We start from the raw sequence: 12,661 nt of genomic DNA on the forward strand, positions 1-12,661 counted from the left end.
CGCGCACGTCACCCGCTGACAGCTTTTTTGAAAATCCATCAACTTTACTTATCGACACATTCCGTCACATTGTGACGCGCCCCATCACGCACCCCTCCCAGCTAAGATCGTTAGCGTGAATGCAATGAATCTTCCTCCCCAGGTATCTGACATCTTCGATCCCACCCGGTGGCGCGTGGTGGAAGGCTTCGACTTCACTGATATGACCTACCACCGGCAAGTGGAAAGGGACTCCGATGGCGCCATTGTCCGTGACCTTCCCACAGTCCGCATCGCCTTTGACCGGCCAGAGGTGCGCAATGCATTCCGCCCGGCCACAGTCGATGAGCTGTACCGGGCCATGGACCACGCCCGCATGACCCCTGACGTGGCCACCGTGCTGCTGACCGGCAACGGCCCCTCCCCCAAGGACGGCGGCCACTCCTTCTGCTCCGGCGGCGATCAGCGCATCCGCGGCCGCGACGGCTACAAGTACGCAGAGGGTGAAACCAAGGAGACCATTGACCCCGCCCGCGCCGGGCGCCTGCACATCCTTGAAGTGCAGCGGCTCATGCGCACCATGCCCAAGGTGGTCATTGCCGTGGTCAATGGCTGGGCGGCTGGTGGCGGGCACTCCCTCCACGTGGTCTCGGATTTGACCATCGCCTCCCGCGAGCACGGCAAGTTCAAGCAGACGGACGCCACCGTGGGCTCCTTCGACGCCGGTTACGGCTCCGCCCTGCTGGCCCGCCAGATCGGGCAAAAGAAGGCCCGCGAGATCTTCTTCATGGCCCGCGAGTACTCCGCCGAGGACATGGTGTCCATGGGCGCCGTCAATGAAGCCGTGGCCCATCAAGACTTGGAAAACGTGGCGTTGGAATACGCGGCTGATATTGCCCGTCAGTCCCCGCAAGCCATCCGCATGCTCAAATTCGCCTTCAATCTGGCCGACGACGGCCTGGCCGGCCAGCAGGTCTTCGCTGGGGAAGCCACCCGCCTGGCCTATATGACGGACGAGGCAGTGGAGGGCAAGGAAGCGTTCTTGGAAAAGCGCGATCCCGACTGGTCTTCCTTCCCCTACTACTTCTAGGAAACACCTCCTGATGAACATTGAACCCCTGCTCAAAGCACTCTCAGACGCACTCGCTGGCGAGGGCCCCGCGGTCCAGATTTCCCCCGATGGCAGCTTCGCCCTCATCCCGCAAGCCGAGCTGGGACTGCCCGCCGGCAGCGATACCGAGATTGCCGCCGTCGTACTGACCTCCGGGAGCACAGGCACCCCCAAGCGCACCCTGCTCAGTGTGGATGCGCTGGCCGCCTCAAGCGTGGGAACGGCGATGGCGCTCTCGGGTGAGGGGCAGTGGCTGTTGGCGTTGCCTATGAATTATGTGGCCGGGCTGCAGGTTTTGGTGCGCAGCCTGTTCGCCGGAACCCGCCCTTGGGCCATGGATTTGAGCGGCGGATTCACCCCTGAGGCGTTCACGGAAGCCGCCTTGGAACTGACGGACAAGATGCGTTTCACCTCGCTGGTGCCCACGCAGCTCAGCCGCCTGTTGAGAAATCCCAGCGCCGAAACGCTGACCGTGTTGCGCCGTTTCAACGCGATCCTGCTCGGCGGCGGGCCTATCAACCCGGTGCTGCTTGAGGCCGCACGCGGTGCCGGGCTGAAGGTTGTGACCACCTACGGCATGTCTGAGACCTGCGGCGGGGCCGTATACGACGGCGTCCCGCTCGACGGCGTGCACCTCACCATCCGCGATGGCCGGGTGCTGCTTGGCGGGGACGTGGTGGCTTCCGGATACCTGGGAAATTCGGCCCTCACCGAAGCATCCTTCTTCGAGGAAGAGCACCACGGCGAGATGGTGCGTTGGTATGCAAGCGGAGACCTGGGCGAGTTGGATGACCAGGGACGGCTGCGTGTTCTGGGCCGTGTTGACGATGTCATCATCACCGGTGGGCTGAAGGTTTCCGCGGCTGCTGTCACCAATGGGCTGCACCGGGTGCAGGGCGTGCGCGAAGCGTTTGTGGTGCCCGTAGATTCCCTTGAATGGGGACAGCAGGTAGCCGCCATGGTGGTTGCCTCCTGCTCCGAGTCTGAACTATTACAGGGTGCGGCAGCTGTTTTGGAGCCACATTTAGTGCCCAAGACTGTGGTGTTAGTCTCCGAACTGCCCTTGCTAGCCACGGGAAAACCTGACAGACGCGCCATTTTGGCGGCACTGACCGAAGCCTCCCGCTCCGCCTGAGCGCGGAAAGAGGCAGAATTAACGTAGGGCTCTCTGGCCCGCTGACTTTTTTATCTATATAAGGAGTAACGCTGTGGCCACTGTGGGTCAATGGATTGCCGGGGCCCGGCTGAGGACCCTTCCCATGGCAATTGCCCCCGTAATCATCGGTACTGGCGCAGCCTACGATTTGGGTGCTCTGCACTGGGGGCGCGCCGTCTTGGCCGCCCTGGTGGCGTTGTTGCTGCAGATCGGGGTGAACTACGCCAATGATTATTCCGATGGCATCCGCGGCACGGACGAGGTCCGGGTAGGTCCGTTGCGCCTGGTGGGCAGTGGGGTTGCGAAGGCCTCGCATGTGAAGATGGCGGCGTTTGCGGCGCTGGGACTGGCCATGGTTGCCGGGTTGGCCCTGGTGTTGTTGTCCCAAGCGTGGTGGCTGTTGTTGGTGGGCGCCGGCGCGGTTCTGGCTGCGTGGGGGTACACCGGCGGCAAGAACCCCTACGGCTATATGGGGTTGGGAGATGTTTTTGTGTTCATTTTCTTCGGCCCTGTGGCAACGTTGGGTACCACCTTCACCCAGGCCGGGCAGGTGAGTACGGCGGCAGTGTTGGGCTCAATCGGCACTGGACTGATCGCCGTCGCACTTTTGATGGCCAACAATGTCCGTGACATTCCCACTGACACGGAGGTGGGCAAGCGGACTCTGGCGGTGCGGCTGGGCGATAAGAACGCGCGGCTCAGCTATGTGGTGATGCTGGTGTTGCCGCTGGTGCTCATGATGATTCTGGTGCCAGCCAAGCCGTGGATTTTGCTGGTGTTGCTACTGCTGCCGTTCATGCTGATGCCCAGTTGGTTGATGCTCAAGGGCAAGAAGCGCAAGAGCCTTATTCCTGTCTTACAGCAGACTGGGCTGATCAATCTTGGATTCAGCGTGCTGTTCGCCGCGGCTATGGTGCTGACCGCGCTGTAATTGCTCGGCCCCTGCTCCGTAACTGCTGAGCCGGGCGGACCGTTGCGCGAGCAGCTCAGGCGGGTTCGGCGCCTGCGGGCTTGTCCAAGGTGGCTGTGCCTGATTTGCGGTCGGCGTCAATCCAGATGTCCGGGTTTTCGTCGATGAGTGCATCCTCGGCGTCGGCGTCCGCCATGGCACCGGCCGACTGGCTGGTGGTGGCGTTGGGGGCGAAGGTTTTGGCAACCATAGCGGTGGCCCCGTCACGCTGCTTGCGCAGGAAGAAGAAGCTGACCACAAACGCACACAGGGCCGCAATGAGGGCTGCGGTGAGCGGGGTGAAGTTCAGTGCCATGTAGGCGATGAGGAAGAATGCCAAGAAGAGCACGCCGCGGATCAGGGAGTATTTGATGAAAGCCACGTTCTCAGTTTAGCCGCTGAAGCTGGGCATCTGCCCTACGTCACTGCCGAGCCCGATTTTTCGCACAACGCTAGAATGAAGTATGCGCTATATCATTCCATTGACTTTAGGTGTTGTCCTGTTTGTGTACGGACTCATTGACTGCCTTCGCAGTGAACCCAGTGACGTACGCAGCATCCCCAAGCCTGCATGGGTACTGGTGATCATCTTCTTGAACGTCATTGGTGTGGGGCTGTGGTTCCTGTTCGGCCGCCCACAATACGCCTCTGCGTCTTCGGGTGCTTCTTCGGGTGCCGCCACCAAGTTTGGACCGTCCTCGAGCGGCCAACGCAGCCCGGCCTCTTCCGGCGACCACCCGCGTTCCTCCGCGCCCGACGACGATCCCGAGTTCCTGCGCAACCTGGCAGTGAAAAGGGCCCAGATGCTTGAGGCAGAGAGGCTTCGCAAGCTCAAGGCAGAGTTGGAGGCCCGTGAGGCCAAGCTCCGCGAAGAGCACCCCAACGACGAAACGAAGAAGTAGCTTCCCCACACTTCCTGTGTGAAGAAAACGGTCTCCAGAGGGTGCCTCGCGGTAAGGCCAGCTCCGGTTCACAGCGCGTGAATTCCCGCCAGGGTAGAAAGCACTTCAGAGTCACAATGAAGAAGGGCGGGCAAGAGATGCACACGCATGCATCTCTTGCCCGCCCCATAGGGTTAATTACTGTGGTCTTCTCAAGCTGTCGAGGACCACTTACTGCTGGTATTGCTGGCACTCTTGTATTGCTATATCCGTCTCCTCCTGCTTGACGGCCCGGTATTACTGGTACTGCTGTGGTTGTCTCAAGCTGTCAACAACCACCTAATGATGGCACTGCCATGGTCTTCTCAAGCTGTCGAGGACCACTTACTGCTGGTATTACTGGCACTACTTGTCTTGCTATATCTTGTATTGCTATATCCGTCTCCTCCTGCTTGACGGCCCGGTATTACTGATACTGCTCTTGCTGTGGTCTTCTCAAGCTGTCGAGGACCACTTACTGCTGGTACTACTGGCACTACTTGTATTGCTATATCTTGTATTGCTATATCCGCCTCCTTCTGCTTGACGGCCCGGCATTACTGGTACTGCTGCGGTCTTCTCCATCTGATAAGGACCACTGATTACTGCAACGGTGCTTCCCCCTCGACAACCAAATACAACTACTTTGAACGGGGGAACTTCCGTTCTCTTGTTCTTACGAGAAAAAATATAACCACTCTTTGAAGTCTCGTCAAGTCCAATTTTGTCCGTCTGAGTCAGGTCATATGTTGGGGATGGTTCAGGACCACCCTTGTGCCTGCCACTGGCTCCTTCGCTGAGGCAGAACTGCAGGGTTTAGTCACCGAAACTGCGGACTCAAGGCTACTAAACTTTTCTGAATTACACGCCCATACCGAATCGGGGATGACGTGCTTTAGGTGCGGTGGGACAACTTGGCCTTGAGGAGTGCGTTCTCGGTTTCCAAGGCAAGAACCAAGCGAATTCCGGAGAGGTTCAGTCCGAGTGCGAGCAGTTCGGCTATCCGGTGCAGCCGGGTGAGGTCATCTTCACTGTATCTTCGCGTTCCCCCATCGGTGCGGCCCGGCACTAGGAGCCCTTTGCGCTCATAGAGCCTAAGGTTTTGCTGGCCCATCCCCACAATCTCAGCTGCGACGGAGATAGCGTACACCCCGCGGGATCGTGGATTTTCTGCCACTTTCGTCACTCCCTTTCAATGGTTCAGCTCAATGATCCATCAGGTTCTACTAAAAGTTATCTTGCATCAGCGTGTCAGTCATGTTATAAAAATTCTATACCCGCCAACACAGATCGAAGCGGGGTAGTTACAGAAAAATAGTGTGACACTGACAAGGAGTGACTAACCATGTTGATGCGTACAGATCCTTTCCGGGAACTCGACCGGATTGCCCAGCAGGTTCTGGGCACAGCTAACAGGCCCGCAGCCATGCCCATGGATGCTTGGCGTGATGGGGACACCTTCGAAGTTGAGTTTGATCTACCCGGGGTGAGCCCGGACTCGATCAACCTAGATGTAGAACGCAATGTCGTGACGGTCAGGGCTGAACGGCCAGCCTTGGACGGGAAACTGGAAATGCTGGCATCCGAACGGCCACGCGGGGTGTTTAGCCGGCAACTGGTCCTCGGTGAAAATCTGGATACGGAGCAAATCCAAGCCAGCTATGACAGTGGCGTGCTGACCCTCCGCATTCCCGTTGCCGAGAGAGCCAAACCACGCAAAATCTCCATCACCACCAACGAAAAGGAGTACGAAGCCATCAATGCCTAACCTTCCAAAAACCAGGCAGCTCCTGTTCTGAGGCGGGCGGCAGGGTAGAGACAGTGGCGGTCCCCGGACATAGGGCCGGGGACCGCCACTCACAGCTATTCCCGCAAGGAAGCCATCACCCTTGCATAGGGGGCTTTCCCTCACGGGCTAAGGCAGTGAAATGGTATGAAAGAAGCTTCTCATCTCTACACAGCCCACTCCATATTGATCCGGAGGCTACAGGCGTTGCGTTAGGGATTCGAAAAGATTGCAGCAGTGGGAACCAGCCACCAGGAGGTGCAGTTAGATGAGCGCATGGCGTCGTTACGATTCTCCCTTGTTACCAGCCTTCAACGAACGTTTTGAACAACGTTGGGGCAAAGGCACAGCTCCCTTTCTTGACCCTGAATTACACGAACAACCCCTACCAAGAGCGCAATGGATCAATGTGGACACCGGAGCGGCAGTAGCCGTAGTCCCAGTCTGGGCTGACGATGAAAGCAACCGCTCCTTCGCTACCTTCTATCTGCCACCGGGAGGAGATATATGGCTACTGCGCCCCGGCAGCATCGACTATCTGGAATCCCAAACAACCCAGCACATAACCCTCCGCAACCAGGCGTTCAAAAAAGCAGTCGAGTACGCAAAAGCCTTCATCTACGGACCCGACGACCACGACTTCTAAAGCCACGCCCTCAGACCGGCTTCAGCAGCTAATCCCCTGCAAACAACCATTGGGCGGACGGTCAGGTGCGGGCTAAGAATGACGGGATCGGCCGAAAGTCACAAGTTAGATGTCAACTAAACCTTGATCAGACCCAAAGAATGCCTCCGCGGCTACTTTCGGTCGTCCTGAGCAGTGACGGAGTGCGTTGAGGAAACCCGGGGCCGGTCTTTCCAAGCGCCGGTTGACCACAAGGTCACCGCGATGAGCGCTGGCTGGAAGAAGAGTCGCACCAGACGCTTGGAGTCGGTGTCGAGCCCAAAGCCGTCGCGCGCATGCAGCCACTGGGCGATGTTCCCGGGGAAGACGGCGATAAAGAACAGTGCCACCACCCACCCCACAGGGACGCGCCGACGCGCGAGCAACATCAGCGCCGCACCAAGGGTGATCTCGACAATGCCGGAAGCTACGACGACCAGGTCGGCATCAAGGGACACGAACTTCGGGACCTGCGCCTGGAATTCCTCGCGGGCTACTGTCAGATGGCTGACGCCGGCGAACGCAAGAATTGCACCCAGTACTAGACGAACGATCGTGCGTGGCGTGGATGTGCGTCCCGACGGCGCGACGAGTCGTGCCAGGAATGACTTGCCGTGATCAGTCATTGTGAACCTTCCCAAGAATCATGCCGTGGTTTTGTGGTGCGCGTCGTAGGATCACGAGCTGATTTCATGAGCATAGTAGCTTTGCTCATACTCTTCAGGGGCGCGGTGTCTCATAACCTAGTTGCCTCTAAACCTATGGGTTTCGAGACAACTAGGTTATGAGACACCGACTGCGGTTTCCACTCAGCCGCGGACATCGCAGAACGCCAACATCTACGTGTGTCATTTTCCCAAGACGAACGCAAGAATATCAGGAGTGGTGTTCTCTCATCTGATTTTCAGAGGTGCTAAGCACGGAATTTCAGAAGGTCTCAGCACAACCCTCCATTGCCCGCAGTGGAACCGTCATATCTCACAGATCCCTGACCATAGAGAATTCACCGTGCTTTCCGGCTTGCGCTTGTCACCAAAATTCATGACAACAACAAAGAAGCTTAAAGTTCTGAGTGCTGATCCCCCGATAATAATGATTATCTAAGGCAGGCGATATATCGCGTTCTATCGTTACTTGCTAAGTTGTGACGTTGTAGATGCAACGCACCCACGCTGGTGGAGGTGGTGTTCTCACTTCCACCAGCGTCAGTAACCGTGTATCTCTTCCTCGGAAATCCCGCCTGACTGCTGAGCACCGACCGGGCATAGTCGCTAGGTCTCACCGTTGGAGTTAGCCTTAGCTCTCTGGTGCGGTGGGATGAGGCAACAGCTGCCGTAGTTAGTCTGTGTGGTGTGGCCCGGCCACCATTTCGGCCAGCTTTACCAGCGAACCCTCCAACTGTTGCGCCTGGACCAAGGGAAAAGATACCTGTGCAAGTACAGACTTGTCCGTAACTTGGCTCCAATCATAGGTAAGGGAGACTCTGGTGGATGACGGTGACTCGGCCTCCAGCTCCCACACCCATTGCCAGCCAGTGGGTTCCTCTCCGGAACTCGCTGTTTTCCAGGCAAGAAGCTTGTTTACGTCATATCCGACCACATAGTTGTCGGTCTGATAGTTACCGCCCAGCTTATCCAGATACATGTTCATGGTAAAGATCTGCCCCACAGCGGTGATTCTGTCCGTTTTCTCGTCTGATTGCACCATGCCAGAGCCATCGAGCTCTGCGTGGTTGGCAGGGTTGCTCAGTACTTTGAAGATCTCCTTCGCCGGGGCATCGAACAGGCGGGCAACAGTAATTTTTCCTTCGTTATCAGTCATTACTCCAGCATGTAGCAGTCCGTGTAGGGATGACAAGTCCCCGGGGTCCCCGCGCTTACAAGATTCTGATTACAGGTAGAGGAATGACCGCCCAAGACTTTACTCAGAGCCATATCGGGATCACCTAGCCGTTTCATCTAGCCTCGCGGACCTTAAAAATGGCACAACGAAATCCGCTAATGAATAAGGCTGTTCGCAAGGGCACCAGCAACTGATTGCTCGTATACCGCACTGCGATGGTCCCTGAAGAGGCAGCTGAAGTGGCCCGCTGCAGTTTGGTCCAAAGCGGTGATGGCTACCGCACTGCCCGGCTTCTGGGTGCTCTCCCTTATAGATTCCGGCGTGGTCAATGATGCGCTGATGTCAGTGCAGTCATTCCAAGACACGCCGGCCGCCCACAAGGTGCTCCTAACCGGAGTCACTGCCTTGACCATGTCCAGCAACGACACCAAGTAGCCGTTCCCGAGGTACTAACAATCCCCTCACCACGTCACCACCACTAACACGGGCAACGGACGACGGATCCTGAAATTGATGTGTTGGAGCAAGCTCAAAATAGTAGTAATCGTAGTAGGACTACTACAACGATTACTAGACAGGAGGTCTCCCGTAGCTGAACAATCAGTGAAAGATCGCGTTTACACCGCCGCCGAGCAGATCAGCGCCGAGCGCAACCCCACGGTCGCCACCGTGCGCGAAGCCGCCGGGGTGTCTAACGCCGACGCAACCCGGTTTTTGAAGGAATGGCGGACTGAGCGTGATAGCGCTGGATCTAAGATCGCAGCCACCCCGGCGACCATTACTGAGCAGGCCCTGCACTTGGCCGGCACGGTTTGGGCCGAAGCGCTCCACACCGCCACAGCAGAGCACGCCATCATTGAAAAAGCTTGGCGAGAGGAGAAAACCCACAAGGACCGGGAAATCAACGAACTCGCCGCCGACCTCGACACCGCAACCCGCACCCACCAAGAAGCCCTCAAAGAACTGCAGACTCAAGCCGAAGAAAGCAACCAAGCAGCCCGTGACAACGCCACCGCGGCCGCCGAGGCCAGGGAACAACTAGCCCTCGCGGATCGAAAGCATACAGAGGAAATCGGGGCACTGAAAAGCCAAGGCGCCGAGGCCCGCGCCACCATCGAAACCCTGCAACACACACAGAACGCACTCATCGCGCGGATAGAACCAGCAAGCAACCAAACGAAGAAATAAGCCACGCCGAAGCCGCCACTGTCCACGGCTGATGGAGGGAATCTGGCCGTTGTGGCCGGGGCAGCGGCCGCGTCCAACCTCTGAGCACGATGCCTTATCAGGTAGCCAGTTAGCACTCGCGGGAAGTTCAAGGGCGAAGCGGCCCGGCGCTAGGTTCCCACACTGCCTGACAGTATCCCGGCCCCCGAGCCAATCGCGAATAGCGGGCAAACTCAGACCACCCAAAAAAATCGACTTGACGAGATTCCAGAGAGTGGTTATATTTTTTCTCGTAAGAAAAAGAGAACGGAAGTTCCCCCGCTGAAAGTAGCTGTAGTTGATTGTCAAAGGGGAAGCACCGTTGCAGTAATACCCGGTCGTCAAACACTTTGAAACGACCACAGCACTACCGCAGTACCAGTAACACCAGCAGTACTTGGACGTCGACAGCTTGAGACAGCCAAGGCAACACCAGCAATATCAGTAGTAGGTGGTCCTCGACAGCTTGAGAGGACCACAGCATTACCGCAGTACCAGGCCGTCAAGCAGTAGGAGACGGACACAGCAACACAAGCACTACCGCAGTACCAGTAACACCAGCAGTACTTGGACGTCGACAGCTTGAGACGGCCAAGGCAACACCAGCAGTATCAGTAGTAGGTGGTCCTCGACAGCTTGAGAGGACCACAGCAACTCACCCTATGGGGCGGGCAAGTCGAGTGCATCTGAATGCATCCCTTGCCCGCCCCGCACCATTTATGAGGCTTTGACAAGCAATAGCTCGTCCCAGTGGGTGGTGTAACGGGGGCTGAGCATGTCGCGTTTCATGGACCAATCAGGTCCGCCTCGGAGACCTGCACTTCCCAGGCCGATACTTCCGCGTCCGTACTTCTTAGAGACGGATTCCATCAACTGGCCTATGCCGCGTTCTTCATGGGGGTTCTCGAAGAGTTCCAGCGGTGACTGGTTACCGGTGGGGCGTAGGTCGGTGACCATGATCCCGGCACGCACGTATTTCACACCCTCGTAGATCCGTTCACACAAGCTATTGGCGGCTTTGTGGAGTAGTACGGGATCTGCGGTGGGCATCGGCAACGGCACACACACGGAAGGGTAGGAGATGTTGTCCTGGTTGAAGTGGGACGTACCGGCAAAAGCAGTCAAAACTTTTGCTTGGAGGCCGTGTTTGGCGAGGCGGGCGCTGGCTTGTTGGGCGTACGCGCTCATGACTTGGCCCATATCTGCGGCCGTGGTCACGGGGGTAGCGAAGGAGCGGGAGAAGATCAGTTGATCTTTACCTACACGTTCCTCTTCCATGGGGATACAGGGGGTGCCTTGGAGCTCCAAAACGGTGCGCATCAACACCACGGAGAAGCGGTCACGAATCATCACCGCGCTAGAGTTCTTCAAATCAAGAATGGTGTGGATTCCCATGGCGTTGAGCCGTTTGGTGAGGCGGGTGGCCACGCCCCACAACTCGACCACGGATAACCTGGACATCAACCCATCCCGCACCTCTTCGGGGATGGATTCCCAGTGGCAGACACCGGCGAAGTCTGGATTGTGCTTGGCGAGCTTATTAGCCAGCTTCGCCAGGCCTTTCGTTGTAGCGATGCCAACACATACCGGGACGCCGACGTGCCGGCGAACAGCGTCCTTCATGGTTCGTCCCAGCTGGCGCAACTGAACAGGGGTGCCGTTGACGCCCAAGAACGCCTCGTCAATGGAATACACCTCAACCCACGCACTGTACCTACCCAGCAACTCCATCACACGGGAACTCAGGTCACCGTACAACTCATAGTTACTCGAAAGCGCCACTAATCGCTTTCCGCGCGGAATTGCATCAGATGCAAGATGTTTGAGTTTGAACCACGGCTCCCCCATCGGGATGCCCAGCGCTTTTGCCTCGGCGCTGCGAGTGACCACGCAACCATCATTGTTCGACAAAACGACCACGGGGATGCCCTCCAAAGAGGGATTGAAGGCCCGTTCTGCGCTGGCATAGAACGAGTTCATATCAACAAGAGCAATATAGTCACTGCTAGGCATCAAGGCCAGACTTGCGGGGTCAGCGGTGCGGATACGCATCAAAGCACCGCCCTAGTTCCGCAGGTCATGTAAACACGTTTCAGCGACGCCCCACACCGTCAGAGAATTAGCGTCCGGAACTTCAATATCCGGGTAGTTGGGGTTCTCCGCATGTAAGACCACTCCCCCGGCCTTCAGGAGAAGACGCTTAACGGTCAGCTCGCCGTCCAAGATCGCAATCACGATAGACCCATCCCGAGGCGTGAGCGCCCGATTGACGATCAACTCATCGCCATCACTGATGCCAGCGCCCTCCATGGAATCCCCCGACACCCTCACCACGAAAGTGCTCGTGACATCCCTAATCAGATGAGTATTGAGATTCAGGGTCCCATCGAAGTAGTCCTGAGCAGGGGACGGATACCCCGCCGCAACCAACACTGGGGCCAGCAAAGGGTGTGCCACAGGGGGCGCGAAGTCTACTAAACATACATTCGATAAATGAGCCATGACACACCAACTACTAGAAATAGAGTTCTACTAATCCAGTGTAGGCCCACCCACTGACAACGACCATGACGGAGGAACAGAGATTGGTTCTCTGCCTAGGGCTCGGCTCCTAGACTCAGGACTCTGGACACGCTCTGGTGACGGGTTCGGGGTTCGTCGATTTTTCGGGGTTTTTCTTGATAAAAGCCTGTTAATTTTGCCCGTTATTCGATATAATAGATTCAAGAAACCGGGTCTCTTGGAAGGGTGGAATGATGAGTGTTATGACTGCTCAACCTCCTCTTCCTGTGGCGATGGCTTTGGATGCTGTGCCGCTGGGCCTGGCCGGATCAATGGTCAAAGACGGTACTGGCGGGGCTGTTTACCTCCACGGCCAGGTGGCCTTTTCTTGGGATGCAGGCGATGAAGCCGGACGCCGCTGGGCAGCGGTGAAGCTGGCAGCGATGAAGGCCGCCGGGGTTGGTGAGATCGCCGCCGTCTTTGACGTCACCCCGTCAACGGTCTGGTTATGGAAGCAACTGCTGGCCGAGGGCGGCATTGTCGCGT

At 57.3% G+C, this 12,661-nt stretch carries 15 protein-coding genes; 9 read left to right on the forward strand and 6 right to left on the reverse strand.

Annotation, left to right across the window (positions count from 1 at the left end; all coding sequences use genetic code 11):
* Positions 1-124 precede the first annotated feature (124 nt).
* The 3 genes from ABIB48_RS15265 to ABIB48_RS15275 all read left to right on the forward strand — a co-directional run bounded on the left by ABIB48_RS15265 (position 125) and on the right by ABIB48_RS15275 (position 3,177).
* Positions 125-1,069, forward strand: a complete 945-nt coding sequence (locus ABIB48_RS15265; RefSeq protein WP_110105644.1) for a 1,4-dihydroxy-2-naphthoyl-CoA synthase — start codon at positions 125-127, stop codon at positions 1,067-1,069.
* 13 nt (positions 1,070-1,082) lie between these two features.
* Entirely contained in the window at positions 1,083-2,225 is a 1,143-nt protein-coding gene (locus ABIB48_RS15270; protein ID WP_354213535.1) for an AMP-binding protein, read from the forward strand.
* Between the two features lie 73 nt (positions 2,226-2,298).
* The gene (locus ABIB48_RS15275; protein WP_315914416.1) at positions 2,299-3,177 is read left to right on the forward strand and encodes a 1,4-dihydroxy-2-naphthoate polyprenyltransferase; all 879 of its coding nucleotides are present in this window, start codon (positions 2,299-2,301) and stop codon (positions 3,175-3,177) included.
* Between the two features lie 55 nt (positions 3,178-3,232).
* Here the strand turns inward: ABIB48_RS15275 and ABIB48_RS15280 are convergent, their stop codons facing one another.
* Positions 3,233-3,577: a DUF4229 domain-containing protein gene (locus ABIB48_RS15280; RefSeq protein WP_315914417.1), complete on the reverse strand. Its 345-nt coding sequence runs from the start codon at positions 3,575-3,577 to the stop codon at positions 3,233-3,235.
* An 82-nt stretch (positions 3,578-3,659) separates the two neighbouring features.
* Between ABIB48_RS15280 and ABIB48_RS15285 the strand changes: the two genes are divergently transcribed.
* On the forward strand, positions 3,660-4,097 hold the full coding sequence (locus tag ABIB48_RS15285; RefSeq protein ID WP_354213536.1) for a PLD nuclease N-terminal domain-containing protein: 438 nt from the start codon (positions 3,660-3,662) through the stop codon (positions 4,095-4,097).
* 913 nt (positions 4,098-5,010) lie between these two features.
* On the opposite strand, the gene ABIB48_RS15290 is transcribed toward ABIB48_RS15285, so the two are convergent.
* Entirely contained in the window at positions 5,011-5,292 is a 282-nt protein-coding gene (locus ABIB48_RS15290) for a MerR family transcriptional regulator (protein WP_354213537.1), read from the reverse strand.
* Positions 5,293-5,460: 168 nt separating this feature from the next.
* Between ABIB48_RS15290 and ABIB48_RS15295 the strand changes: the two genes are divergently transcribed.
* Both ABIB48_RS15295 and ABIB48_RS15300 read left to right on the forward strand, forming a co-directional pair.
* A complete protein-coding gene (locus ABIB48_RS15295; protein WP_110105375.1) occupies positions 5,461-5,883 on the forward strand; it encodes an Hsp20/alpha crystallin family protein in 423 nt (140 codons plus the stop codon).
* A gap of 286 nt (positions 5,884-6,169) precedes the next feature.
* Entirely contained in the window at positions 6,170-6,547 is a 378-nt protein-coding gene (locus ABIB48_RS15300) for a hypothetical protein (RefSeq protein ID WP_354213538.1), read from the forward strand.
* A 152-nt stretch (positions 6,548-6,699) separates the two neighbouring features.
* On the opposite strand, the gene ABIB48_RS15305 is transcribed toward ABIB48_RS15300, so the two are convergent.
* Both ABIB48_RS15305 and ABIB48_RS15310 read right to left on the reverse strand, forming a co-directional pair.
* On the reverse strand, positions 6,700-7,191 hold the full coding sequence (locus ABIB48_RS15305; RefSeq protein WP_110105373.1) for a DoxX family protein: 492 nt from the start codon (positions 7,189-7,191) through the stop codon (positions 6,700-6,702).
* 712 nt (positions 7,192-7,903) lie between these two features.
* A complete protein-coding gene (locus ABIB48_RS15310; RefSeq protein WP_110105372.1) occupies positions 7,904-8,386 on the reverse strand; it encodes an SRPBCC family protein in 483 nt (160 codons plus the stop codon).
* A 291-nt stretch (positions 8,387-8,677) separates the two neighbouring features.
* Here ABIB48_RS15310 and ABIB48_RS15315 point away from each other — a divergent pair, with 291 nt between their 5' ends.
* Together ABIB48_RS15315 and ABIB48_RS15320 are read left to right on the forward strand one after the other, a co-directional pair.
* Positions 8,678-8,842, forward strand: coding sequence for a hypothetical protein (locus ABIB48_RS15315; RefSeq protein ID WP_170120905.1), 165 nt, complete (start codon positions 8,678-8,680; stop codon positions 8,840-8,842).
* 168 nt (positions 8,843-9,010) lie between these two features.
* Positions 9,011-9,595: a DNA-binding protein gene (locus tag ABIB48_RS15320; protein WP_354213539.1), complete on the forward strand. Its 585-nt coding sequence runs from the start codon at positions 9,011-9,013 to the stop codon at positions 9,593-9,595.
* A gap of 735 nt (positions 9,596-10,330) precedes the next feature.
* Here ABIB48_RS15320 and ABIB48_RS15325 read toward each other — a convergent pair.
* Entirely contained in the window at positions 10,331-11,665 is a 1,335-nt protein-coding gene (locus ABIB48_RS15325; protein ID WP_502914142.1) for a Y-family DNA polymerase, read from the reverse strand.
* A 12-nt stretch (positions 11,666-11,677) separates the two neighbouring features.
* Entirely contained in the window at positions 11,678-12,070 is a 393-nt protein-coding gene (locus ABIB48_RS15330; RefSeq protein WP_245932082.1) for a LexA family protein, read from the reverse strand.
* A gap of 308 nt (positions 12,071-12,378) precedes the next feature.
* Here ABIB48_RS15330 and ABIB48_RS15335 point away from each other — a divergent pair.
* Positions 12,379-12,661: helix-turn-helix domain-containing protein (locus ABIB48_RS15335; protein WP_354213540.1), on the forward strand; the 283-nt coding region annotated here is incomplete at its 3' end.

It is taken from the genome of Arthrobacter sp. UYCu511 (assembly GCF_040547105.1).
In the GTDB taxonomy this organism is placed as follows: domain Bacteria; phylum Actinomycetota; class Actinomycetes; order Actinomycetales; family Micrococcaceae; genus Specibacter; species Specibacter psychrochitiniphilus.